The following is a 23,170-nucleotide window of genomic DNA, read 5'->3' on the forward strand; positions in this document are numbered from 1 at the left end:
TCTGTGAGATCTGCTGCTCAGGCGCTCGCCGCCAGAGCAATCACCCCATTGGCATCATTTGCTGCCGTAGCCGGCTTCTTGGTCAGGATTTTCAACAGACGCGCCAGCGTCTCCGGAATATCATGACGCTTGACGACCATGTCGACCACACCATGTTCCAGAAGATATTCCGAGGTCTGGAAGCCCTCGGGGAGCTTTTCACGCAGCGTCTGTTCGATGACGCGCTTGCCGGCAAAGCCGATTTCGGCGCCCGGTTCGGCCAGATGAATATCGCCAAGCATGGCGTAAGAGGCCGTTACGCCGCCGGTGGTCGGGTTTGTCAGAACCACGATGTAGGGCTGGCCTGCTTCCTTGAGCATGTCGACGGCCACCGTCGTGCGCGGCAGCTGCATCAAGGATAGAATGCCTTCCTGCATGCGCGCGCCGCCCGAGGCCGGGAACATGACGAGCGGGCACTTCTCCGCAATCGCGCGTTCGAAGGCTTTGACGATCGCTTCGCCGGCAGCCATGCCGAGCGAACCGCCGATGAAGTTGAATTCATGAACGACCGCGACGAGCCTCAGGCCCTTCACGCTGCCGAGACCGGCGAGGATCGTATCTTCCTGCTCGGTCTTGAGGCGGCTGTCGCGCAGACGGTCGCTATACTTCTTGGAATCGCGGAACTTCAGCGGATCCTGGGCGACCTTGGGCTGCGGCAAGGCTTCATATTCGCCGTTGTCGAACAGGTCGATAAGGCGCGCCTTTGCCGGCATCTTCATGTGGTAGCCGGAAGCGGGAATGACCCACTTGTTGCTTTCGAGGTCCTTGTGAAAGACCATCTCGCCCGTTTCCGGGCACTTGATCCAGAGGTTCTCCGGCACTTCGCGACGGCCCAGCATGGAATTGATCCGCGGGCGAACGTAGTTAGTGATCCAGTTCAACTCGAATACTCCTGATTGACTAGTGCCAATGTGGGGAAACTATTCGGCAGCAACAAGGCGCGCCGAACGCGTTCCTGTGGAAAGACCGCGAACGAGTGTCGCAACGGCCTGAACCGTGTCGGCTGTCGCCTTTCCCTCCGCCGTCAGGGTGTTGGCTACCTGATTGACGATTGCAGTACCGACAACCACACCATCGGCCGAAGCACCGATGACCTTTGCGTGCTCCGCCGTCTTGACGCCGAAGCCGACGCAAACGGGCAGATCGGTATGGTCCTTGATGCGCTTGACCGCACCCGAAATCAGCGACGGATCCGGCAAAACCGAACCGGTGATGCCGTTCATGGAAACATAATAGACAAAGCCAGACGTGTTCTTCAGCACGGTCGGCAGGCGCTTCTCGTCCGTCGTCGGCGTTGCCAGACGAATGAAATTGATGCCCTTCTTCAGCGCCGGGATGCAGAGCTCGTCATCCATTTCCGGCGGCAGGTCGACGATGATCAACCCGTCGATGCCGGATGCCAGCGCATCATCGAGAAACTTCTCGACGCCGTAGATATAGATCGGGTTGTAGTAGCCCATCATGACGATCGGCGTCGTGTCGTTGGTCTTGCGGAAGTCGGCCGCGAGCTGCAGCGTCTTCTTCAGCGTTTGACCGCCCTTCAGGGCGCGCTGGCCGGCCAACTGGATCGCCGGGCCATCGGCCATCGGATCGGAAAAGGGCATGCCGAGTTCGATGACGTCGGAGCCGGCTTCCGGCAGCGCCTTCATGATGCCTAGCGAGGTCTCATAGTCGGGATCGCCGCCCATGAAATAGGTTACGAGCGCCGGGCGGCCTTCCGCCTTCAGATCGGCGAAGCGTTTATCCATACGTGCGGTCATGTCTTTTTACTCACCCATTCCCAGGATCTTGCCGACGGTGAAGATGTCCTTGTCGCCGCGGCCGGAGAGGTTCATCAGGATGATCTCGTCCTTGCCCATCTTGGGCGCGCGCTTGATGACTTCGGCAAGCGCATGCGAAGGCTCGAGCGCCGGGATGATGCCTTCGAGGCGCGTCAGCGTCTGGAAGGCTTCGAGCGCCTCATGGTCCATGATCGGCACGTATTCGGCGCGGCCGATATCGTTCAGCCACGAATGTTCCGGGCCGATGCCGGGATAATCGAGGCCGGCCGAAATCGAATGGCCTTCCTTGATCTGCCCGTCATTGTCCTGCAGCAGATAGGTGCGGTTGCCGTGCAGCACGCCCGGCGAACCGGCGGTGATCGAGGCACAATGCTCGTCGCCCTGTAGGCCCTTGCCGCCAGCTTCGACGCCGACGATCTTCACGCTCTCGTCATCCAGGAAGGGATGGAAGATGCCGATCGCGTTCGAACCGCCGCCGACAGCTGCGATGACGAGATCCGGCAGGCGACCTTCGGCCTCAAGCATCTGCTGCTTGGCTTCCGTGCCGATGACGGCCTGGAAATCGCGCACCATTTCCGGATAGGGATGCGGGCCGGCGGCCGTGCCAATCAGGTAATAGGTGTCATCGACGTTGGTGACCCAGTCACGCAGCGCCTCGTTCATGGCGTCCTTCAGCGTGCCGCTACCGGCAGTGACCGGCTTTACTTCGGCACCCAGCAACTTCATGCGGAAAACATTCGGCGCCTGACGTTCGACGTCGGTCGCGCCCATGTAGACGACGCAGGGGAAGCCGAAGCGGGCCGCGACGGTGGCGGAAGCAACGCCATGCTGACCGGCGCCGGTTTCAGCGATAATGCGCGTCTTGCCCATGCGCTTGGCGAGCAGGATCTGGCCGATGCAATTGTTGATCTTGTGCGAGCCGGTATGGTTCAGCTCTTCACGCTTGAAATAGATCTTGGCGCCGCCGAGATGCTGGGTCAGGCGCTCGGCGTAATAAAGCGGGCTCGGACGGCCGATATAGTGGGTACCGAGATGCTTCAGTTCCGCCTGGAATTCCGGGTCCTTCTTCGCCTTTTCCCACTCGTCCTGCAACTCGAGGATCAGAGGCATCAGGGTTTCGGCCACGAAGCGGCCCCCGTAAATGCCGAAGCGTCCATCTTCATCCGGACCGGAACGGAAGGAATTCGGTTTAGGCGTCTGGTTCACTTTTAACTCCCTGAGGTCGTTTCAGGCAAACATGCCTCTTCGACCGCATCGAAAAACTCATCGATCATGGCTACGCTCTTCACACCCGGTGCACTCTCGACACCCGAGGCGGTATCGACACCCGGTGCCCTGGTGATTGCAAGCGCTTGCCCGACATTGGCCTTGTTAAGCCCACCGGAAAGCATGTAGTCGACACTGTCGTCAAGCCAGGTGAGCAGGCTCCAATCAAAGGAAACGCCGTTACCACCAGGCAGTTCAGAGCCTTTCGGCGGCTTGGCGTCGAAGAGGAAACGGTCGGCGATGCCGATATAGGCCTCGACCCTTTTCAGGTCATCGGCGGTACGAACAGGCAATGCCTTGATAACAGGGATGCCGTACACTGCCTTGATGGTCAGCACGCGCTCCGGGCTTTCGCTGCCGTGGAGCTGCAGCATATCGGGACGCAAAAGCGCAACGATTTCATCGAGATCGTCATTGCTCGGATCAACCACGACGGCGACGATCTTCGTCTTGCCGCGCGCCGGCTCGGCGAGCTTGCCTGCCATGTCAGGCTCGACATATCGCGGGCTCTTTTCGAAAAAATTAAAGCCAATATGCGTCGCACCGCGCTTCAATGCGCGCTCGATCGCTTCAGGCGTCTTCAAACCACAGATCTTGATATCTGGTCTCATGGCAGCGAAGTGACATGAAATGGGCTCAGAGTCGAGCCAATTTGCAATGCTGGCCGCATTTAAGGCAGGCCGCTTAATCGAACTCTATAGCGTGCAACTGACTGCCGTGACGCTTCAGCCAGGACTTCGCCTCTTCCATGTGCGGGCAGAGCTTCTTGCAGAGCGCCCAGAAGTGTGGACCGTGGTTCATTTCCTTCAGATGCGCGACCTCATGGGCGGCGAGATAATCAATCACCGAAGGCGGCGCCATGACGATGCGCCAGGAGAAGCTCAGATTTCCTTCCGAGGAGCAGGAACCCCAGCGGCTGCGGGTATCCTTCATCGAAATGGAGCGGATCGGCGCCTTGATGGAACCGGCATGCAGGCGCGATAATCTCTCAAGATCGCTGCGCGCCTCCTTCTTGAGGAAGGTCGCGATGCGCCGGCCGATATGTTCCGACATGCCGCTGACGCGAAGTACCGGTTTGCCTTCCATCACGACAGCCTCAGTCAGCCCACGCAGGCTGCCCGTGTGCTCGATGCGATGTCTGACACCGCGAAAGAGAATTTCGCCGCCGTCGCGCAGGCCCGTATCTGTCGAGAATTTCGCGAGTTTGGTCAGCAGCCAGCCCTGATGCCGATCAAGGAAGGCGTTGACTTCGCGGGCGGCAAGCCCCTTCGGCACCGTCATCTTCAATGCACGGCCGCCCGGCTCGATACGGAGCGTGATCCGGGTTGCCCGATCATGCTGCTTGATCGTCAAGGGCATCAGACGGCCGGCGACATCCAGCGTCCGCTTTTCGGGCGGCGACGGTTTTTTCGTCGTACGGCGGATCTTCGGAAGCGGAAACATAGGGGTTTTCTATACGATTCGGGGGAAATCCGGGCAAAGAAAAACCGGCATCGTCTCCGATGCCGGCCGTAGATTCTTTATGATCATGCCTTATGGCGTCTGGTATTCGGCGACCGGACCATTGTCGTCGCGTCTGCTGTTCTTGCGTTCGCGCATGAAGCGGTCGAATTCTTCCTGGTCCTTGGCGCGGCGAAGCTCGCGCAGGTAGGAATCGAATTCCTCACGCATTTCATCGAGCTTGCGGCGCTCTTCCTCCATGCGATCGAGCTCGGCCTTGCGCCAATCGTCGAAAGCGACGTTGCCCGTCGAGAAATGCGGGCGGTGACGGCCGTGCGAACGGCGGCAGCCTGCAAAGAAGCCATCCGTTGCCTGGTTGACGTCACGCTTGAAGCCACGCAGCCGCTCGCCGAAGATGATATAGGCAAGCATGGCCAGCCCCAGAGGCCAGAAAACCATGAAGCCGAGGATCATCAAGGCAACGGTAGCCGGAGTCCAATCCGGGCGAAGCAATGCTGACTGGTTCATCGTGCGGTATCCTCGCGTTCAGCACCCGACAGGATGCCGAGTGCTGAAAAAACAGATGGTTACCGCGGAACCGGCCTTCAAGACGATTTCAGGTTAAATCGAACAAGATCTTGAATCGATGGCATTAAATCAGCGTTTTCTAACTCAGGCCGATTTGCCGCCCTTGATGACGCGCTGGACCGGTGGCTTCTTGGCGCGGGAATGCTGGCGCGTGAAGCTGACGATGCGGGGCGCGATCTCGCGGCGAAAGCGGGAACCGTTGAAGACGCCATAGTGGCCGACATCCGGCTGCAGGTAATGCATGCGCATGTGCTCAGGGATGTTTACGCAGATGGTCTGCGCTGCATGCGTCTGGCCGACACCGGAGATATCGTCGTTCTCGCCTTCTACGGTCAGCAAGGCCACGTTGCGGATGGCCGAGGGATCAACGCGCTTGCCGCGATGCATCAACTCGCCTTTCGGCAGCGCATGCTTCATGAAGACCTGCTCGACGGTCTGCAGATAAAATTCCGCGGTAAGGTCCATGACGGCGAGATATTCGTCGTAGAAATCGCGGTGCTTTTCCGGTTCGCCGTCGTTCTTCACCAGATGCATGAAGAATTCTTTGTGGGCGATCAGGTGCCGGTCGAGGTTCATCGACATGAAGCCGGAAAGCTGCAGGAAGCCCGGATAGACAGATCGCATGAAGCCCGGTTGCGGCCAGGGCACGTTCATGACGACATTATCGGCAAACCATTCGAGCGGCCGTTCCTTGGCAAGATTGTTGACGGCTGTCGGATTAATGCGGGTATCGATCGGACCGCCCATCAGCGTCATGGACGACGGGGCGAGCGGATCCTTGGCCTCTTCCATGATCGCGGCAGCGGCCAGCACCGGCACGGAGGGCTGACAGACCGCGACGACATGGGTGTCATGGCCGAGGAAATGCAGCATCTCGATGACGTAGTCGATATAATCGGAAAGGTCGAAGGTGCCTTCGGTCATCGGCACCATGCGCGCATCGATCCAGTCCGTGATGTAGATATCGGCGCTGGGCAGAAGGGCCCCGACGGTGCCACGCAGCAGCGTCGCATAGTGGCCGGACATCGGCGCGACGATGAGGATGCGCGGGTCGCCGCTGTGGCCAGCCGGAACATCGCGAGAGAAATGCAGGAGATTGCAGAAGGAGCGCGCCCAGACGACTTCCTCGCGCACGGAAACCTTCTTGCCGTCGATGACGGTCTCATTGAGCCCGAATTCCGGCTTGCCGTAACGGCGCGTCGTGCGCTCGAACATTTCGAGACTGGCCGAAATGGTGCGCCCCAGCGGGGTCTGTGAGAAGGGGTTCAGCGGATTGGAATAGGCAAAACGCATGATATCTGCTGCAGCGCGGAAAGGAGCCAACGCTGCATGGTTCAATTCATAAAGCTGGTAGAACATGGAGGGCGCCACCTTTCTCTATCCGGCAAAGACGACGCCAATTGAAGGGCACCGGACTCTTTCCGTTAACGCTGGCACATCAACGTAGGCTAACAGGTTTTTGCTGCACAGCAACATAACATTACAGTTTGAAAGAAAAATGCCGGAAAATTGATCTCCGGCATTATCTTGGCGCACAAAGTTTAAGCTTTTCAGCAAGAAAAGTCGTTAACGGTCTGCTACGAAGAGCTGCTTCTGGGTGCCGAGACCTTCGATACCGAGTTCGACGACGTCGCCGTCCTTCAGGTAACGCGGCGGCTTCATGCCCATACCGACACCCGGAGGCGTACCCGTCGAGATAACGTCGCCCGGATGCAGGGACATGAACTGGCTGAGATAGGACACGACGAAAGCCACGCCATAAACCATGGTTTTCGTGGAACCGTTCTGCATCGTCTGGCCGTTGACCTTGAGCCACATGCCGAGGTTCTGCGGATCGGCAACTTCGTCTTTGGTGACAAGCCAGGGGCCGATCGGTCCGAAGGTGTCGCAGGATTTACCCTTGGTCCACTGGCCCGAGCGCTCGGTCTGGAAGGCGCGCTCTGAGACGTCGTCGGAAACGCAGTAACCAGCAACGTAATCCAGCGCTTCGGCCTCGCTCACATATTTCGCGGTTTTGCCGATAACCACGCCAAGTTCGACTTCCCAGTCGGTCTTTTCAGAACCGCGCGGGATCAGCACATTGTCGTTGGGACCAACGATTGCCGAAGTCGCCTTCATGAAAATAACAGGTTCGGGCGGCACGGTTGCACCGGTTTCGGCCGCATGGTCGGAGTAGTTCAGGCCGATGCAGATAAATTTGCCGGTGCCAGCAACACAGGCGCCGATGCGGCCGGGCGCCAGTTCCGGCAGGCTCTTCGGGTCAAGGGCCGCGATTTTCGCTAGACCTGCCGGCGTGATCGCCTCGCCGCCGATATCGGCCACGTGAGCGGAAAGATCACGGATCTTGCCATCGGCATCGAGCAGGGCCGGCTTTTCGCGGCCCGCTTCTCCAACGCGCATCAGCTTCATGAATGTCCTCCTCAATGGAAAGTAGATGCGCCACCTATGAACGAATTATTCATCGGTGTCATTATGACTTGCCACGGAAGCGGTACGCCCGCTTAGAAAATTTCCGCCAGTGATGGACCAACCGGAACGATACGCGTGGGGTTGAGGCTGTCGATCGAATAATAGCCGCGCTTGATGTGATCGAAATTCACGGTCTCGGCAATGCTGGGCCAATCCAGCATCCGCCGGCAGAAGGACTTGAGGTTAACATAGTCGGAGAGACGCCGCAGATTGCATTTGAAGAGACCGTGATAGGCGACATCAAACCGCGCCAGCGTGACGAATAGACGGATATCGGCCTCCGTCGGATGGTCGGCAAAGAGGAAACTGCGTCCTTCAAGCTGCGGTTCAATCCAGTCGAGGCAAGCGAAAACTTCGGCAAAGGCCTCTTCATAGGCAACCTGCGTCGTTGCGAATCCGGTGCGATAAACGCCATTGTTCAAGGACGAATAGATACGCTCGTTGAAGGCATCGATTTCACCGCGTCGAGCGGCCGGATAAAGATCGAGACCGCCGCGGGCAAGATCGCCAAAGCCGCTGTTCAGCATGCGCAGAATGTCGGAGGATTCGTTGTTGACGATTGTTGCACGCTTTTTGTCCCATAGAACGGGGACCGTTGCTCGCCCGGTAAAATGGGGATCCGCTTTTGTGTAGATCTCGTGCATGTAGGTGACGCCGTTCAGTTCATCCGAAGTCGCGCCGGGATAATCGCCAAAACGCCAGCCCTGTTTGCTGAGCGCCGGTTCGACGATCGAAACCGAGATGATGTTCTCAAGTCCCTTCAGCTTGCGGCCGATCAGCGTGCGCGAAGCCCAGGGGCAGATATAGGCGACGTAAAGATGATAACGTCCGGCTTCCGCGGCAAAATGACCCTCGCCGGTCGGACCTGCGCTGCCGTCAGGTGTCACCCAGTTGCGAAAGCTCGATATCTGGCGGACGAAACCACCCTTCTCATCCTTCGCCTGGACCGGCTGCCAGTCCTCGGTCCATTTCCCATTCACCAGCATGCCGCATCTCCTGATCGATCGGATTTGACGGTGCTTTACCGGGAGTTCCTCGCGCGTGTAAGGCCAGTTTCTGGAAACAGATTGTGCACTGGCTGTGACCAAACTTTGCTTGCCAAGCAAGCGATCACGGAAATATCACTTAAGTGATCTCCGCAATGGAATCCCCCGTCCATCGCCAACTTCCGGAAGCTAGCATGACGAAAGCCAATAGCCGCGAATCCGAATATCCAATCGATCCGATGTTTCTCGACCGTTGGTCGCCCCGCGCCTTTACCGGCGAGACCATCGAAGAAGCCCAGCTTCTGACGCTTCTCGACGCCGCACACTGGGCGCCGTCCTCCGCAAATATGCAGCCCTGGCGGTTCCTCTACGCCTTAAAAGGCTCCGCGCACTGGGAAGAATTTGTGAGCCTGCTCAACGAATTCAATCAAGAATGGGCGAAGAACGCTTCAGCGCTGATCTTCGTGGTCTCACGCAGCTTCAACGGCGCCCGCAGCGAGGGACGATCGAGCTATACGCACTCTTTCGATGCCGGCACAGCCTGGGGCCATCTTGCCATGCAGGCCGGCATTTCCGGCTTCTATGCCCATGGCATGGGCGGCATCAAGCATGACGAGATCAAGGAAAAGCTTGAAGTCCCCGATGGTTACCGCGTCGAGGCCGGCATTGCCGTCGGCCGCATCGCCGACAAGAGCATCCTTTCCGAGCGCAACCGCGAGCGCGAATTCCCGAGTCAGCGCAAGCCGCTCTCGGAGGTCGCCTTCAACGGCCATTTTATCGGCAACGATTGATCAGAAAATAAAAAGCCCCGCAAGCCAGATGGCTGCGGGGCTTTTTCGCGACTGATTTTTGGTCAGATATCGAGGTTTGCGACGCTCAGCGCATTGTCCTGGATGAATTCGCGCCGCGGCTCGACTTCATCGCCCATCAGGCGGGCAAAGAGGCCGTCGGCATCGGTCGCATCGTTGACCTTGACCTGCAGCAGCGAGCGAACGTTCGGATCGAGCGTCGTTTCCCAGAGCTGTTCGGCGTTCATTTCGCCGAGACCCTTATAGCGCTGCATCGTCAGGCCCTTGCGGCCGCTTGCGAAAACTGCATCGAGAAGGGCGCGTGGACCGGAAATTTCGACATCGCCATCCCGTCGGCTCAGCGCCGGCGGCGTCTGATAGATTTCCTTCATCCGCGGCGTGAGCTGGTCGATAAAACGGGCATCCTGGGAGCCGATCAGCGCCATATCGAGCACGATGACCTCCTTGACGCCGCGGACCATGCGCTCCAGACGAATGCCGCCCTCGCTGGTGACGCTGCCCTCCCAGCCGCGCTCGGTTTCTTCGGCGATGATATCAAGCCGCCTGGCGACTTCGATCGCCAGTTCCTCAGCGCGTTCGGCATTGCTGACCAGTTCGGCATTCAACGCACCGGCTATGGCCGCCTGTTCGACGACCGCACGATTGTAGCGCGAATGCAGATTGTCGAGCAGTGCGCGCAGGCGTAGGGCATCGTGAATGACCTCGTTCAAGTCCTGTCCGACGCGAACTTCGCCGCTGGCGAGCTTGAGCGCCGCATCGTCCAGACCCTGGGCAATCAAATAGTCTTCCAGCGCCTTTTCATTCTTGACGTACTGCACCGACTTGCCACGCGAGACCTTATAGAGCGGCGGCTGGGCGATATAGAGATGGCCGCGCTCGATCAACTCCGGCATCTGGCGGAAGAAGAAGGTGAGCAGCAGCGTACGGATATGGGCGCCGTCGACGTCGGCATCCGTCATGATGATGATCTTATGGTAGCGCAGCTTTTCGACGTTGAACTCGTCCTTGCCGATGCCGGTGCCGAGCGCGGTAATCAGCGTGCCGATTTCCTGGCTCGACAGCATCTTGTCGAAACGAGCGCGTTCGACATTGAGGATCTTGCCGCGTAGCGGCAAGATGGCCTGATTTTCGCGCGATCGCCCCTGCTTGGCCGAACCGCCTGCCGAGTCACCCTCGACGAGGAAAACTTCGGACTTGGCCGGATCGCGCTCGGAGCAGTCAGCCAGCTTGCCGGGCAGCGAAGCGATATCGAGCGCACCCTTACGGCGCGTTAGTTCGCGCGCCTTGCGGGCCGCTTCGCGTGCGGCAGCGGCTTCGACAACCTTGCCGACGAGAACCTTGGCTTCGCTGGGATGTTCCTCGAGCCAGGTGCCAAGGGCCTCATTGACGAGGCTTTCGACAACAGGACGGACCTCCGAAGAAACGAGCTTGTCCTTGGTCTGCGACGAGAACTTGGGATCCGGTACCTTGACCGAGAGCACGGCAGTCAGGCCTTCGCGACAATCGTCACCGGTGAACGTCACCTTTTCCCTCTTGGTGATACCCGAGGTGTCGGCATAGGAGGTGATCTGACGCGTCAGCGCAGCGCGGAAACCGGCCATATGCGTGCCGCCGTCGCGCTGGGGAATGTTGTTCGTGAAGCAGAGCACATTCTCGTGGTAGCTGTCGTTCCACCACATGGCCACCTCGACGGTGATGCCATCCTTTTCGCCGCGGATCGCGACCGGCTTTTCGACAAGAGGCTTCTTGGCGCGATCGAGATAGGAGACGAAGGCCTCGAGGCCGCCGTCATACATCATCTCTTCCTGCTTGATGTCGGAATGGCGCTTGTCCGTCAGCAGGATGCGGACGCCGGAGTTGAGGAAGGCCAGTTCGCGCAGACGGTGCTCAAGTGTGCCGTAGTCGAACTCCGTCATGGTGAAGGTTCCGGTGCTCGGCATGAAGCTGACTTCCGTGCCGGTCTCGTTGGCCGCTTCGCCCGTCACCTTCAGTGGGGCATCGGCGACGCCATGGGTGAAGCTCATCTCATGGATCTTGCCCTGGCGGCGGATCTTCAGCTTCAGCCAGACGGACAGCGCATTGACGACCGAAACGCCGACGCCATGCAGGCCACCTGAAACCTTATAGGAATTCTGGTCGAACTTACCGCCGGCATGCAGCTGGGTCATGATGACCTCGGCCGCCGAAACGCCTTCGCCAGTATGGATATCCGTCGGAATACCGCGGCCGTTATCCGTCACGGTCACCGAACCATCGGGATTGAGCGCGACGGTCACGATATCGGCATGGCCGGCCAGCGCTTCGTCGATTGCGTTGTCGACGACTTCGTAAACCATGTGATGAAGGCCGGAGCCATCATCGGTGTCGCCGATATACATGCCCGGGCGCTTGCGCACGGCATCAAGGCCCTTCAGGACCTTGATGGAATCTGCGCCATATTCGGTGTTTACGCCGTTTTCCGTCGCGGGTGCATCGGTCATTCTGTTGAGATTTTCCCTGTTGTCGTAAGCAACGGCGCGCCTTGCGAATCACCGGCTTTTTCAATGTCGAATATAGGTTTTTTGCAGCGAGTTCCCAATGGCAAGGCCCTAAAACAAGGCATAAATCAGGGGATTATGACGCTTTTCCGTCCCCTTTGCCGTCATTTTCAAGAAGCGCCGATAACCGGGCGATATCGGCGCTGTCAAGGCTGCGAATTCGCTTGGCCAGACGATTGGCAAATTCGGTATATTCGGGCGGCAGGCCCGAGGTATCGACGACTACGCGCGGATCGGAAGAGCCGGCAACGAGGAAGAGTTCTTCGGCCTCGTCCCAGATGATGTTGAAATAGCCGGCAATGCGCTGCAGCAGATCGAAGCTCGGTACGCCGCGCTTTCCATGCTCGAGCGCCGAGAGATAGGCAGGCGAAACATTGAGCGCCGCCGCCATCTGTTTCTGCGTCACGCCCTTGCGGGCGCGCAGCTTGCGAACTGCTTCTGCAAACGGCGTCACGATGTTTCCCCGGCCCGCCGCGAGAGGCGGATATAGAGGGCGCCTGCGCCACCATGATGTTGGGCCGCTGGCTCATAGGACGAAATCAGAAAACGGAATTCCGGCTTGGAGAACCAGAGCGGCACCGCGCGCTTCAAGGCGCCTTCGCTGCCCATTGAGCTGCCCTTGCCTGTGATGACGAGGACGTGCCGCATACCGCGTTCATGCGCGCGGATCAGGAAATCGAGCAGGAAGGAATGCGCTTCGCTCTGGACCATGCCGTGAAGATCAATCCGTGCTTCCAGCGCCAGTTTTCCTTTGGCGATCTTGCGCTTGACCGGCCGCTCCAGCGGATGGTGGACGCCCGAGGGCTGTTTTACGGGCGCCTGAGCTACCGGTTGCTGCGGAAGCGGCGTGGCCGTCTTCTGCTTTTCCGCCTTTTCCTGTTCGGCTGCCGCTTCGGCCTCCGCCAGGAAGGCGTCGAGCGCAGTCAGTTCATCCGTCTTGCCGGGCATGGGCCGGGTACTGCGAGCGACCCTGCCCCAGAGGATTCTCTCGTCTGAGCTGAGCTTGCGGTCCTTCGCCATCAGAGGAACCTCGCTGCAGCGGCATTGGGGATGAGAATTGCGAAATCGGCATCATTGCGTACCGTTCCCGCCAACTCGCCTGCAGCATGGCCCGAACCGGTGAAAATATCGCCGCGCGCGGGACCGACAATTGCCGAACCGGTGTCCAGCGCCAGCATCAGCCGTTGAAACGGCTTGCCGGCATCGAGATGTGTGAGGCTTTCGGAGCGGATGAAGAATGGAAAACCGAAAGTATGGATCAGGCGGTCGACAGCGAGCGAACGCCCCGCAAGCAGCGGCACCTTCGCTGCGGCGATCGGTCCGGCATTCGGATGGTCCACCGGTGCTTCCCGGAAGAAAATATAGGATCGGTTATGCCAGAGGACTTCGTCGACTTGGTCCGGATGGGTGGCAAGCCATGCGCGGACCGACTGCATGGAAATTTTCGCACGGTCGATCTCGCCACGGTCGATCAATAGCTTGCCGATCGCCGAAAATGCGTGGCCGGCTTTTGCGGCGTAGGTGATGCGGCCGATCCTGCCATCCGGATAGCGCAGACGGGCAGCACCCTGCACATGGACGAAGAAAAGATCGACCTTCGATTTCGCCCAGGCGATCTCAAGACCACGGCCCTCAAGATAGCCCTGATCGATGTCGTGGCGATCCGGATAGGCATCGATCAGCCCATCACGCAAACGTCCAAATGCGTAGGAACCATCAAACTGCGCGGGACGATTATGATCATCGAGATCGATGAGATCATCCGGGCGTCGGTAGACCGGAAAACGAAAGGTCGCATCCTGTCTGTCGGAAACATCGATTTCGGGTTCGTAGAAGGCGGTGACAAAACCACTGATGCCGTCGGTCCGGACAATCCGGAATGGCTGACAGTGCTTTTCAAAAAAGCCACGCGCTTCCTTCGCCGAAGACGGACGAAATGTTTCTGCTTCCTCCAGCAATGGAAGGAGATCGGCTGAACTCAGCCCCAGCGAACCGGTACGATAAGGTTTCGTTTCGGAAATATGCCGGCGACAGGTAGCCATAACTTCAAAAAGGCTGGAGGGATCGTCATCCCTCCAGCCTTCCATTGCGTCGAAACTGACTGCCTGAAGGGCAAAGCCGGCTGCGTCAGTCATGTTCCGATTCAGTCGCGACGAGTTTCCAGTTGGGGTCGCGCGATCGCGTATCGCGAGCGAACGTCCAGAGATCGTTGACCTCCGCGACATTCTCGGCATCGCCGTCGATCAGCGTGTCGCTCTTGTCGTAGGTGGCAGAGATCAGCTGACTGATGATGCGCACGGTGATCTGCGCCTCGCTGCCCTTGGTCTCGGCATGGGTGATCTCAGCCTTGTCGATGCCCACGAAAGTGGACTTCATCTTCTCGCCCTTGTTTTCGCGATCGCTGATCGCCGCGTCGAAGCCATCATAGACTTCTCGGGAGAGAAGGTTCTTCAGCGATTTGCGGTCACCATCAGCAAAGGCCATGACGATCATCTCGTAGGCCATACGGGCGCCATTCAAGAATTCCTTCGGGTCGAAGGAGGGATCAGCTCTGTTGAGCGCACGCAGCGATTCGTTCAGCGGCGTGCCGGCCGGTGCGAAAGCGTCGATGGCGGAAAAGCGGTCTTCCTCTTCCCCGTTCACATCGCGCCGCGGCAGGGTCACGACCTTGCCGGCATCGGCGCTGTCGTTCTGCACGGCATCCCGTGGCGTATAGAGATCACGCGGCGGCTTCTCATTTCCCGTGCGGCGTCCGAGAACGGATCGAAGCTGAAAGAAAATCAGCACCGCCGCCACCAAGAAAAATAATGTGATGAAGTCGTTTGAACTCATATCCCGCCGTTCACTGTTAACATCCCTGATTTCTACCCCCATATAGTCCGGCTATACGAATGATTCAAATCATGGCTGGTATCTTCGCCAGTGCCAAGAGGAGCCCGAGCCACTCGGGGTAAAGAGATGCGTTTTTCCATGCTGCCGGTTTTCGCGCTGCTTCTGCCGCTTGCCGAGATCGCTGGCTTCGTAATTGTCGGCCGCGCAATCGGACTTGCCGCGACGCTGGCGCTTGTCGTACTGGGCTTTGTCGTCGGCTCCTTCCTCTTGCGCCGGCAGGGTATTGGCATCCTGCGCCGCATGTCCGCCGAAGGGCGCAGCGGTACCGTGCCCGGGCGGGAACTGCTCAATCCGGCGATGACTGTCATCGCCTCGCTGCTCTTCATCATCCCGGGCTTTCTGTCCGATATACTGGCGATCCTGCTTCTTATCCCGCAGGTTCGCAATCTGCTCTGGCGGTCGATCGCAAAGCGTTTCGTTGTCGTTGGCGCGAGCGGCGACGGTTTTTCGGCTTCTTCGCGTTCGGAATTTCGAGGCCGGCCAGGCAAGCCGGACGATTCAAAGGTGGTCGATCTCGATGAAGAGGACTATCATCGGGAACCGAACGGCAAGTCGCCCTGGTCTGGCAAACGGCTCGGAGACTGATATGGCGGCGCATTAACTGCGCCGGACGCCCAGGGTTGTAAGCCTATTCCCGAAATGTTAGATGGCGGCACCATTCAATGCCCCTCGAGGAAAATCCCATGGCAGACGATAACAGCAGCAACGGCGCAGCGAGCCCGACCCTTTCGATCCTTGCCCAGTACGTCAAGGATCTTTCCTTCGAAAACCCGGGCGCACCGCGCTCGCTTCAGGCCCGCGACAAGGCACCGGCGATCAACATCAATGTAAACGTCAATGCCAATCCGCTGGCCGAAACGGATTTCGATGTCGTGCTTTCGCTGATCGCTGAAGCCAAGGAAGGCGACAAGACGGTCTTCCACACCGAGCTCGTCTATGGCGGCGTCTTCCGCGTTGCCGGCTTCCCGCAGGAGCACATGCTGCCGGTTCTCTTCATCGAGTGCCCGCGCATGCTCTTCCCGTTTGCCCGCCAGATCATTGCCGACGTCACGCGCAATGGCGGCTTCCCGCCGCTGATGATCGACCCGATCGATTTCGCACAGATGTTCGCACAGCGCGTTGCCGAAGAACAGGCCCGCTCCAAGGTTCAGGCCGTTCCGAACTAAGCCGGTTTTGCAGGCTCTCGAATTCAAATGCCCGGGTTTTGCCCGGGCATTTTTATTTTCAGTTGAGCTGATCGTATTTCGACCAGACGGCCTTTTGACCAAGCTTGGCGACTAGGGCGTCATGTGCCTCAACTTCCGCTTCGCTCAATCGCGGCGCCAGCGGCCGCGGCCTCTCCATGATGGCAGCGACCACGACTTCTTCCACCTCGGTATCGCTTTTGCTCCGGCTCGCAGATCCCGCGACGCCGAGCCCCAGTGCAGCCTGCCTGCCGCCGATCATCTCGATATAGACTTCGGCGAGAAGTTCGGAGTCGAGGAGAGCGCCGTGTTTGGTACGGTGCGAGTTGTCGATGCCGTAACGGCGGCAGAGAGCATCGAGCGAGTTCGGTCCCATTGGATGCTTCCGGCGGGCAAGCGAGAGCGTGTCGACAACGCGATCTGGCAGGATCGGCGGCATGCCGAGCCTGRCAAGCTCGGCATTCACAAAGCCCATGTCGAAAGTGGCGTTGTGGGCGATCCACTTGCCATCGCCGAAAAATTCCAGAATCTGCTCGAAGACATCGGCAAAAGGCGGCTTATCCTTCAGGAATTCGTCGGTGATGCCGTGGACGGCGAGCGCATCGGGATGAACCTTCTGATCACCCGGATTGACGAAGAGGTGCAGCGTTCTTCCTGTCGGAAAATGATTGAAGAGTTCAATACCGCCGATTTCGATGATGCGGTCCGTGCGGTTGTCGAGGCCGGTGGTTTCCGTATCGAAAATGATCTCACGCATGTGGGACTTCTTCCTTCGCTATCCGCTTCTTCAAGTCGGCGACGATATCTGCCACCTGTTCTCTTGTCGTCTCGATGCTGTGGCTGCTATCCACGATGTAGTCGGCCCGACGGCGTTTTTCCGCATCTGATATCTGGCGGGAGAGAATCATATTGAATTTTTCTTCCGTCATGTTCGGGCGCGCAAGCACCCTCTCCCGCTGAATCTGTGGATCGGCGCTGACGACGACAATAACATCCACCCTCTGATCGGCGTCGGTTTCGAAAAGCAGAGGGATGTCGAGCAGGATCATATCTGCTCCCGCGGCCTCCTGCCGTGCCAGGAATTCACTCTCCCGCTTGCGCACCAGGGGATGAACAATCTGTTCGAGCCGCTTGAAGCCAGCTGGATCTCGAGCGAGTTGCCTGCCAAGTTCCTGACGGTCGACGGTACCGTTCTTCATCGTGCCGGGGAAAGCTGCATCGACCAGAGGTGCCGCCTCGCCCGCATAGAGATCGTGCACGACAGCGTCAGAATCGTTGACCGCGACACCGGCTTCGGCAAAGAGCTTCGCCGCCGTCGACTTGCCCATTCCGATGGAGCCGGTGAGGCCGATCTTCAGCATCAGTGTTTTTCCATATCCGCTGTTATCAATGCGCGCAGCGTTTCATCAACGACAGGCCGCATGCCGAACCATTTTTCAAATCCCGGAACCGCCTGGTGCAGGAGCATGCCGAGGCCATCGACGATAGCAAAACCTTGTTCCTCTGCCTGTGCGAGGATCGGTGTTTTCAGCGGCACATAGACGATATCCGTGACGGCTGCGTCCGAAAGCATTGGCGAGAAATCGATGGCGGGTGCCGCCTCTCCGTCCATGCCGAGAGAGGTGGTGTTGATGAACAGCCCCGCCCCTGTCATTACTTCGGCGAGTGCGGCGGTCGGATGGGCGTGGACCTTCGGGCCGAAGCGGTCGGCCAGTTCCTGCGCCCGCTCAACTGTGCGGTTGACGACGTGGATTTCTTTGAAGCCGCGGTCGCGGACCGCCTGAATGACAGCGCGACTTGCACCGCCGGCGCCGAAAATGACGACCTGGTCATGCCGGTCCCATCCGGGATGACGTTCATCGAGATTGGCGGTAAAGCCGCGGCCGTCCGTGTTGGTCGCAAGAAGTTTTCCGTCCTCCAGCCACAGCGTATTCGATGCGCCGAGTTCTTCCGAGAGTTCGTCCGGTTGGTCGGCCAGTTTGAACGCCATCTCCTTGTGCGGGATCGTGACATTGCCGCCAACGAAACCGGCGCTGCCGTTCTTTAACGAGGCGATGAAATCTGCAAAGATTTCCGGGGCAACCTCATGCGCCCGATAGCTACCGGGCAGATCGAGCGTCTTCAGCCAGTAGCCGTGGATCAATGGTGAGCGCGAATGCTTGACGGGAAAACCCGTGACAAACGCTTTCGGCCCGTGTGTTTCACGTGAATCATCCATCGATCGCATCCAGTTCCCGGAGTTTTGCAAGGAGAGGCAACATCGGCAGACCGAGGATCGTGAAATAATCTCCGTCGATCTTCTCGAACAGCTGGATCCCTTCCCCCTCAAGCTGATAGGCACCGACGCTTGCCAGAGCCTTTGGTCCCACGCGCTTGAGATGGCGCGCAATAAAATCATCGGTCAGCGGACGCATCGTCAGTTCCGCATGCGCCACGTGCTGCCATAGGACTTCGCCATCTCTGACAATCGCAATCGCGCTGTTCAAGCGGTGTGTTCTGCCGCCAAGCATGCTCAGATGATTGGCTGCATCCGCCATATCCTTGGGCTTGTGAAAGACCTGAGCGCCGAGCGACATCGTCTGATCCGAGCCGATGACGAGTGCATCGCCGAAGCGCCGGCTGACCTCATCCGCCTTTGCTTCGGCAAGAACGAGCGCCACCTGATCGGGCGTGGCGCCCGATTTTTCCAGAGGGGCCTCGATTGCCCGTTCATCGATGTGAGCGGGATGCGCTTCAAAGGCCAGACCGGCATTTTCCATCAGCATCCGCCGGAATGGGCTCGACGATGCGAGAACGAGCTTTGGTGTCATCCCAGTTCCTCTGGAGCGATTCAGTTGTTCAGCGCTTAACGCAGCTTCGGGCGCAGGGCAACGATCGCCGCTGCCGTTTCCTCGATCGAGCGCCGGGTGACGTCGATCATCGGCCAGTTATGGCGGGCACAAAGAGAGCGCGCATATTTCAGCTCCTCCGAAATTGCTGCACGGTCGGTATAGTGTTCCTGGTCGAAACCCGGCGTCGATCCGAGCAGACGATTTTCGCGGACTTGAGAAATCCGATCCGTGGTGGCGATAAGGCAGACGATCAAAGGTTTGGTCGCGGCCGCCAAAGCCTCGGGCAAAGGCACGCCATAGACGATCGGGATATTCGCGGTCTTGATGCCACGGTTTGCGAGATAGATGCTGGTCGGCGTCTTCGACGTACGGCTGATGCCGACGATGACGACATCGGCTTCGTTATAATCCTCCGGCATTTGACCGTCGTCATGGTCCATGGTGAAATTCAACGCTTCGATGCGCGCGAAGTAGCCGGCATTCATCACGTGCTGAGCGCCGACCCGCCTTCTGGAGGGAGCGCCGAGATAGATCTGGAATGCGCCGATAACCGGTTCCAGAACATTGACCGAGGCCACGCCCATTTCTGCGCAGCGTTCATCAATGATGCTGGCAAGCTCCGGATCGACGATCGTGTAGAGAACAATGCCGGGTTCACTGTCGATCGCCTGAAGCACCGGCATCAGCTGCTTGCGGTTTCTGATCAGCGGATAGACGTGTTCGATCGGCTGAGAAGACTTGAACTGCGCCGACGCGGCACGACCGGCGGAGATCAGAGTCTCTCCGGTCGAGTCAGAAATCAGATGCAGATGGAAGAAGTTCGTTCTGTTCTCCACGCTATTTTCCGCTGCCTGTTGAAAAGACTGGACAGCGAAGAGCTAATGGCGTGGCCGGGATCGAGGCAAGGGAAAACATGCCTCCTTATCCACATCCGGAACTTTCGGAGGTCGTTTCAGAGATGCCTGTGGAGTGTGGGGACTGTGGTTATGCTTCCCAAAACGATGCACAGCTTATCCACAAGATGGGTGACAAAATGAATTCCTGGAACCTTCTGGAATCTATGCGGGATTCGAATTTCCTACCGGTTTAAGCGCAAATATACGAATCTCGGTTCCCGCTAACTCAGCCTGCGCGACAAATCGCGCTGTCAGTGGATGGATTTTAATCCTTGATAGACACCGACTCTAAGAAATAGAAACCTTTTAAAATATCTTTGTATTTTTATAGGGAAGAAGCGCTTGAGCAAAACGCGCCGGAAAATTATGCGGGTTCTTGATGGCGAGACCCTGACGCCCCCACCCCTCTGGCTCATGAGGCAGGCGGGTCGATATCTGCCCGAGTACAGGGAAACGCGCGCGAAGGCAGGAAGTTTCCTCGATCTCTGTTATTCGCCTGATCATGCCGTCGAGGTCACGCTTCAGCCGATACGCCGCTATGGCTTTGATGCCGCTATCCTGTTTTCCGATATCCTGGTCATCCCTGATGCGATGAAGCGCAATGTGCGCTTTACCGAGGGGCATGGCCCTGAGATGGATCCGATCGACGAGGCGGGTATCGCCGGCCTGGATGGAGAAAGCGTTGTCGATTACCTGCAGCCAGTCCTGGAGACGGTGAAGCGCCTGAGGAATGAGCTGCCCACTGAGACAACCCTCCTTGGCTTCTGTGGCGCGCCCTGGACGGTTGCGACCTACATGATTGCCGGTCATGGCACGCCGGATCAGGCACCCGCTCGCCTCTTCGCCTACAGGCATCCGCGCGCCTTCGAATACCTGCTGATGCTGCTTGCGGATGTCTCTGCAGATTATCTCGTGGCGCAGATCGATGCTGGCGCTGATGCGGTGCAAATCTTCGATTCCTGGGCCGGTGTCCTCGGCGAGAGGGAATTTGAAGCTTTCGCAATCCGTCCCGTGGCGCGCATGATCGCGTCGATCAGGGCGCGGCGGCCGCAAGCGCGGATCATCGCCTTTGCCAAAGGTGCGGGCTACATGCTCAAGACTTACCGGCAGAAAACCGGAGCAGATGCGATCGGGCTCGACTGGTCCGTACCACTTGCCTTTGCCGCCGAGCTGCAGAAGGACGGACCCGTGCAGGGCAATCTCGATCCGATGCGTGTCGTGGCTGGCGGTCATTCGCTGGAGGAAGGTATCGACGATATTCTTCAGGTGCTCGGAGATGGACCGCTGATCTTCAATCTCGGTCATGGCATTACGCCGCAGGCGGATCCAGAGAATGTACGCCTTCTTGTGGAGCGCGTGCGTGGCACGGGGGCTGCGTGATGGAAAAGCAGACGGATCAAAAGCCGGGTGCCTATGCCCGCCGGCGTGCCCATTTTGCGCTGGCCTTCTTCGCTCTTCTGGCTGTCGGGCTCTTCGTCTGGAACCCTGATAATCTCTATCTCTGGATCAAGGCCCTTCACATCATCGCCGTGATCTCGTGGATGGCCGGGCTTTTCTACATGCCCCGCCTTTTCATCTACCACACGGATGCAGAACCTGGTTCGGTTCAATCCGAGACCTTCAAGGTGATGGAGCGGCGGCTGCTCAAGATCATCATGAACCCGGCGATGATGTTGACCTGGATTCTCGGTCTTTATCTCGCCTGGTCGGTCTATGGTTTCCACGGCGGCTGGCTACATGCGAAGATCGGGTTGGTTGTCCTCCTGACAATCGTCCATGTTTTTTTCAGCAGAGCTGTCCGGGCGTTCGAACGGGATGAAAACCGTCGCTCGGCACGTTACTGGCGCTTCATGAACGAGGCGCCAACAGCACTGATGATCCTCATCGTTATCCTGGTGGTGGTGAAGCCTTTTTGAAGCCCTGGGGTTGCTGAGGTTAAATTTCAGTCATTTTAAGCAGCCCCCTTGCGGGTCGGGTTCCGACTCGCTATTTTCCGGCCATCTCATCTTCGTGGCATGTGTGTAGAGTTCAGTCGCCTGCGAGCCCCTTTCGCAGTACCGAATACGACCCAACATCGCCTTTCCCCTTATAAAATAACGAGTATTGGTCACTTCATGGCTGAAATGAAGCTTCAGGAACTTAAGAGTAAATCCCCGACGGATCTTCTGGCTTTTGCCGAATCGCTCGAGGTCGAAAATGCGAGCACGATGCGCAAGCAGGAGCTCATGTTTGCAATCCTCAAGGTTCTTGCCAGCCAGGATATCGAAATCATCGGTGAAGGCGTCGTTGAGGTCCTGCAGGATGGTTTCGGGTTTCTGCGCTCCGCAAATGCCAACTATCTGCCCGGCCCGGACGATATCTACATCTCTCCCTCCCAGATTCGCCGCTTCTCTCTGAAGACCGGCGATACGGTCGAGGGTCCGATCCGCGGTCCGAAGGAAGGCGAACGTTATTTCGCGCTTCTCAAGGTCAACACAATCAATTTCGATGATCCCGAAAAGATCCGTCATAAGGTTCACTTCGACAACCTGACGCCGCTCTATCCGAACGAGCGTTTTAAGATGGAACTCGATGTTCCAACCTCCAAGGATCTCTCGTCGCGTGTCATCGATCTCGTGGCACCGCTCGGTAAGGGCCAGCGTGGTCTGATTGTTGCTCCGCCACGTACGGGTAAGACGGTTCTGCTCCAGAATATCGCTCACTCGATTACAGCGAACCATCCGGAATGCTATCTGATCGTTCTGCTCATTGATGAACGTCCTGAAGAAGTCACGGACATGCAGCGCTCCGTGCGCGGCGAAGTCGTCTCGTCGACGTTCGATGAGCCGGCAGTCCGCCACGTTCAGGTCGCCGAAATGGTGATCGAAAAGGCCAAGCGCCTCGTGGAACATGGCCGTGACGTTGTCATCCTGCTCGATTCCATCACCCGACTTGGCCGCGCCTACAATACTGTCGTTCCTTCGTCCGGTAAGGTTCTGACTGGTGGTGTCGATGCCAACGCGCTCCAGCGCCCGAAGCGCTTCTTCGGTGCAGCACGTAACATTGAAGAAGGTGGTTCGCTCACCATCATCGCAACGGCTCTCATCGACACGGGTAGCCGTATGGACGAAGTTATCTTCGAAGAGTTCAAGGGCACCGGTAACTCTGAAATCGTTCTCGATCGTAAGGTCGCTGACAAGCGTATCTTCCCGGCCATGGATATTCTCAAGTCGGGCACGCGCAAGGAAGACCTGCTCGTTCCGCGTCAAGATCTGCAGAAGATCTTCGTTCTGCGCCGTATCCTCGCTCCGATGGGAACGACCGATGCGATTGAATTCCTCATCGACAAGCTGAAACAGACGAAGAATAATGGTGACTTCTTCGACTCGATGAATACCTGATTATTAGCCGGATTCCTCACACTGAGGCTGGTGAGTCGTTCACACGACCACCAGCCTTTTCTGTTTCGAATT

At 58.2% G+C, this 23,170-nt stretch carries 25 protein-coding genes; 6 read left to right on the forward strand and 19 right to left on the reverse strand.

Features of this window, described 5'->3' with window-relative positions:
• Nucleotides 1-17 precede the first annotated feature (17 nt).
• The 9 genes from accD to AC1DM5_RS11150 form a co-directional block, all read right to left on the reverse strand.
• Nucleotides 18-920 carry an acetyl-CoA carboxylase, carboxyltransferase subunit beta gene (gene accD / locus AC1DM5_RS11110; RefSeq protein ID WP_477819859.1) on the reverse strand — a complete coding sequence of 301 codons (903 nt, stop codon included), beginning with the start codon at nt 918-920 and terminating at the stop codon, nt 18-20.
• Nucleotides 921-959: 39 nt separating this feature from the next.
• On the reverse strand, nt 960-1,799 hold the full coding sequence (trpA, locus tag AC1DM5_RS11115; RefSeq protein ID WP_477819860.1) for a tryptophan synthase subunit alpha: 840 nt from the start codon (nt 1,797-1,799) through the stop codon (nt 960-962).
• 6 nt (nt 1,800-1,805) lie between these two features.
• Entirely contained in the window at nt 1,806-3,026 is a 1,221-nt protein-coding gene (gene trpB / locus AC1DM5_RS11120) for a tryptophan synthase subunit beta (RefSeq protein WP_477819861.1), read from the reverse strand.
• A 2-nt stretch (nt 3,027-3,028) separates the two neighbouring features.
• Nucleotides 3,029-3,697, reverse strand: a complete 669-nt coding sequence (locus AC1DM5_RS11125) for a phosphoribosylanthranilate isomerase (protein ID WP_477819862.1) — start codon at nt 3,695-3,697, stop codon at nt 3,029-3,031.
• 73 nt (nt 3,698-3,770) lie between these two features.
• Entirely contained in the window at nt 3,771-4,529 is a 759-nt protein-coding gene (locus AC1DM5_RS11130; RefSeq protein ID WP_477819863.1) for a M48 family metallopeptidase, read from the reverse strand.
• A gap of 90 nt (nt 4,530-4,619) precedes the next feature.
• The gene (locus AC1DM5_RS11135) at nt 4,620-5,054 is read right to left on the reverse strand and encodes a DUF2852 domain-containing protein (protein ID WP_477819864.1); all 435 of its coding nucleotides are present in this window, start codon (nt 5,052-5,054) and stop codon (nt 4,620-4,622) included.
• Between the two features lie 144 nt (nt 5,055-5,198).
• Complete coding sequence (locus tag AC1DM5_RS11140; RefSeq protein WP_477819865.1) at nt 5,199-6,473, reverse strand: polyhydroxyalkanoate depolymerase; 1,275 nt, start codon at nt 6,471-6,473, stop codon at nt 5,199-5,201.
• A gap of 207 nt (nt 6,474-6,680) precedes the next feature.
• A complete protein-coding gene (locus tag AC1DM5_RS11145) occupies nt 6,681-7,523 on the reverse strand; it encodes a fumarylacetoacetate hydrolase family protein (protein WP_037102235.1) in 843 nt (280 codons plus the stop codon).
• 92 nt (nt 7,524-7,615) lie between these two features.
• On the reverse strand, nt 7,616-8,569 hold the full coding sequence (locus AC1DM5_RS11150; protein WP_477819866.1) for a glutathione S-transferase family protein: 954 nt from the start codon (nt 8,567-8,569) through the stop codon (nt 7,616-7,618).
• Between the two features lie 194 nt (nt 8,570-8,763).
• Between AC1DM5_RS11150 and AC1DM5_RS11155 the strand changes: the two genes are divergently transcribed.
• Nucleotides 8,764-9,360: a nitroreductase family protein gene (locus AC1DM5_RS11155; protein ID WP_477819867.1), complete on the forward strand. Its 597-nt coding sequence runs from the start codon at nt 8,764-8,766 to the stop codon at nt 9,358-9,360.
• 62 nt (nt 9,361-9,422) lie between these two features.
• On the opposite strand, the gene gyrB is transcribed toward AC1DM5_RS11155, so the two are convergent.
• The 5 genes from gyrB to AC1DM5_RS11180 form a co-directional block, all read right to left on the reverse strand.
• Nucleotides 9,423-11,858 (reverse strand): DNA topoisomerase (ATP-hydrolyzing) subunit B, encoded by a 2,436-nt coding sequence (gyrB, locus tag AC1DM5_RS11160; RefSeq protein ID WP_477974990.1) that lies wholly within the window; start codon nt 11,856-11,858, stop codon nt 9,423-9,425.
• 133 nt (nt 11,859-11,991) lie between these two features.
• A complete protein-coding gene (locus AC1DM5_RS11165) occupies nt 11,992-12,369 on the reverse strand; it encodes a helix-turn-helix domain-containing protein (protein ID WP_113322164.1) in 378 nt (125 codons plus the stop codon).
• Complete coding sequence (locus AC1DM5_RS11170; RefSeq protein ID WP_477819869.1) at nt 12,366-12,935, reverse strand: Smr/MutS family protein; 570 nt, start codon at nt 12,933-12,935, stop codon at nt 12,366-12,368. The genes AC1DM5_RS11165 and AC1DM5_RS11170 overlap by 4 nt, the downstream gene beginning before the upstream one ends.
• Nucleotides 12,935-14,050 carry a murein transglycosylase A gene (gene mltA / locus AC1DM5_RS11175; RefSeq protein ID WP_477819870.1) on the reverse strand — a complete coding sequence of 372 codons (1,116 nt, stop codon included), beginning with the start codon at nt 14,048-14,050 and terminating at the stop codon, nt 12,935-12,937. Before mltA ends, AC1DM5_RS11170 begins: the two co-directional genes overlap by 1 nt.
• Nucleotides 14,043-14,747, reverse strand: coding sequence for a Tim44/TimA family putative adaptor protein (locus tag AC1DM5_RS11180; protein ID WP_477819871.1), 705 nt, complete (start codon nt 14,745-14,747; stop codon nt 14,043-14,045). The genes mltA and AC1DM5_RS11180 overlap by 8 nt, the downstream gene beginning before the upstream one ends.
• A gap of 126 nt (nt 14,748-14,873) precedes the next feature.
• On the opposite strand from AC1DM5_RS11180, the gene AC1DM5_RS11185 reads away from it, so the two are divergent.
• A complete protein-coding gene (locus AC1DM5_RS11185; RefSeq protein WP_477819872.1) occupies nt 14,874-15,392 on the forward strand; it encodes an FxsA family protein in 519 nt (172 codons plus the stop codon).
• 98 nt (nt 15,393-15,490) lie between these two features.
• Entirely contained in the window at nt 15,491-15,973 is a 483-nt protein-coding gene (gene secB / locus AC1DM5_RS11190) for a protein-export chaperone SecB (protein ID WP_477819873.1), read from the forward strand.
• Nucleotides 15,974-16,031: 58 nt separating this feature from the next.
• Here secB and dnaQ read toward each other — a convergent pair whose 3' ends face one another.
• The 5 genes from dnaQ to AC1DM5_RS11215 are packed head-to-tail and all read right to left on the reverse strand — an operon-like array spanning nt 16,032 to nt 19,658.
• Entirely contained in the window at nt 16,032-16,748 is a 717-nt protein-coding gene (gene dnaQ, locus AC1DM5_RS11195) for a DNA polymerase III subunit epsilon (protein WP_477974992.1), read from the reverse strand.
• A complete protein-coding gene (coaE, locus tag AC1DM5_RS11200; RefSeq protein ID WP_477819875.1) occupies nt 16,741-17,352 on the reverse strand; it encodes a dephospho-CoA kinase in 612 nt (203 codons plus the stop codon). Before coaE ends, dnaQ begins: the two co-directional genes overlap by 8 nt.
• Nucleotides 17,352-18,209 (reverse strand): shikimate dehydrogenase, encoded by an 858-nt coding sequence (locus AC1DM5_RS11205; protein WP_477819876.1) that lies wholly within the window; start codon nt 18,207-18,209, stop codon nt 17,352-17,354. Before AC1DM5_RS11205 ends, coaE begins: the two co-directional genes overlap by 1 nt.
• Nucleotides 18,202-18,801 (reverse strand): Maf-like protein, encoded by a 600-nt coding sequence (locus AC1DM5_RS11210; RefSeq protein ID WP_477819877.1) that lies wholly within the window; start codon nt 18,799-18,801, stop codon nt 18,202-18,204. The genes AC1DM5_RS11205 and AC1DM5_RS11210 overlap by 8 nt, the downstream gene beginning before the upstream one ends.
• A gap of 35 nt (nt 18,802-18,836) precedes the next feature.
• Nucleotides 18,837-19,658 (reverse strand): pyruvate, water dikinase regulatory protein, encoded by an 822-nt coding sequence (locus AC1DM5_RS11215; RefSeq protein ID WP_007813808.1) that lies wholly within the window; start codon nt 19,656-19,658, stop codon nt 18,837-18,839.
• A gap of 402 nt (nt 19,659-20,060) precedes the next feature.
• On the opposite strand from AC1DM5_RS11215, the gene hemE reads away from it, so the two are divergent.
• The 3 genes from hemE to rho all read left to right on the forward strand — a co-directional run bounded on the left by hemE (nt 20,061) and on the right by rho (nt 23,098).
• Entirely contained in the window at nt 20,061-21,098 is a 1,038-nt protein-coding gene (gene hemE, locus AC1DM5_RS11220) for a uroporphyrinogen decarboxylase (protein WP_477819878.1), read from the forward strand.
• A complete protein-coding gene (gene hemJ / locus AC1DM5_RS11225) occupies nt 21,098-21,634 on the forward strand; it encodes a protoporphyrinogen oxidase HemJ (protein WP_007813813.1) in 537 nt (178 codons plus the stop codon). The genes hemE and hemJ overlap by 1 nt, the downstream gene beginning before the upstream one ends.
• 198 nt (nt 21,635-21,832) lie before the next feature.
• The gene (gene rho / locus AC1DM5_RS11230; protein WP_113183685.1) at nt 21,833-23,098 is read left to right on the forward strand and encodes a transcription termination factor Rho; all 1,266 of its coding nucleotides are present in this window, start codon (nt 21,833-21,835) and stop codon (nt 23,096-23,098) included.
• Nucleotides 23,099-23,170 lie beyond the last annotated feature (72 nt).

The organism is Rhizobium sp. 01T437, from assembly GCF_056398505.1.

What these genes read in the sequence shown, in the direction of transcription:
- trpA (WP_477819860.1), bottom strand. Translation starts at nt 1,799, where the DNA reads ATGACCGCACGTATGGATAAACGCTTCGCCGATCTGAAGGCGGAAGGC.
- AC1DM5_RS11125 (WP_477819862.1), bottom strand. Translation starts at nt 3,697, where the DNA reads ATGAGACCAGATATCAAGATCTGTGGTTTGAAGACGCCTGAAGCGATC.
- AC1DM5_RS11130 (WP_477819863.1), bottom strand. Translation starts at nt 4,529, where the DNA reads ATGTTTCCGCTTCCGAAGATCCGCCGTACGACGAAAAAACCGTCGCCG.
- AC1DM5_RS11135 (WP_477819864.1), bottom strand. Translation starts at nt 5,054, where the DNA reads ATGAACCAGTCAGCATTGCTTCGCCCGGATTGGACTCCGGCTACCGTT.
- AC1DM5_RS11140 (WP_477819865.1), bottom strand. Translation starts at nt 6,473, where the DNA reads ATGTTCTACCAGCTTTATGAATTGAACCATGCAGCGTTGGCTCCTTTC.
- AC1DM5_RS11145 (WP_037102235.1), bottom strand. Translation starts at nt 7,523, where the DNA reads ATGAAGCTGATGCGCGTTGGAGAAGCGGGCCGCGAAAAGCCGGCCCTG.
- AC1DM5_RS11150 (WP_477819866.1), bottom strand. Translation starts at nt 8,569, where the DNA reads ATGCTGGTGAATGGGAAATGGACCGAGGACTGGCAGCCGGTCCAGGCG.
- AC1DM5_RS11155 (WP_477819867.1), top strand. Translation starts at nt 8,764, where the DNA reads ATGACGAAAGCCAATAGCCGCGAATCCGAATATCCAATCGATCCGATG.
- gyrB (WP_477974990.1), bottom strand. Translation starts at nt 11,858, where the DNA reads ATGACCGATGCACCCGCGACGGAAAACGGCGTAAACACCGAATATGGC.
- AC1DM5_RS11170 (WP_477819869.1), bottom strand. Translation starts at nt 12,935, where the DNA reads ATGGCGAAGGACCGCAAGCTCAGCTCAGACGAGAGAATCCTCTGGGGC.
- mltA (WP_477819870.1), bottom strand. Translation starts at nt 14,050, where the DNA reads ATGACTGACGCAGCCGGCTTTGCCCTTCAGGCAGTCAGTTTCGACGCA.
- AC1DM5_RS11180 (WP_477819871.1), bottom strand. Translation starts at nt 14,747, where the DNA reads ATGAGTTCAAACGACTTCATCACATTATTTTTCTTGGTGGCGGCGGTG.
- AC1DM5_RS11185 (WP_477819872.1), top strand. Translation starts at nt 14,874, where the DNA reads ATGCGTTTTTCCATGCTGCCGGTTTTCGCGCTGCTTCTGCCGCTTGCC.
- secB (WP_477819873.1), top strand. Translation starts at nt 15,491, where the DNA reads ATGGCAGACGATAACAGCAGCAACGGCGCAGCGAGCCCGACCCTTTCG.
- coaE (WP_477819875.1), bottom strand. Translation starts at nt 17,352, where the DNA reads ATGCTGAAGATCGGCCTCACCGGCTCCATCGGAATGGGCAAGTCGACG.
- AC1DM5_RS11205 (WP_477819876.1), bottom strand. Translation starts at nt 18,209, where the DNA reads ATGGATGATTCACGTGAAACACACGGGCCGAAAGCGTTTGTCACGGGT.
- AC1DM5_RS11210 (WP_477819877.1), bottom strand. Translation starts at nt 18,801, where the DNA reads ATGACACCAAAGCTCGTTCTCGCATCGTCGAGCCCATTCCGGCGGATG.
- hemJ (WP_007813813.1), top strand. Translation starts at nt 21,098, where the DNA reads ATGGAAAAGCAGACGGATCAAAAGCCGGGTGCCTATGCCCGCCGGCGT.
- rho (WP_113183685.1), top strand. Translation starts at nt 21,833, where the DNA reads ATGGCTGAAATGAAGCTTCAGGAACTTAAGAGTAAATCCCCGACGGAT.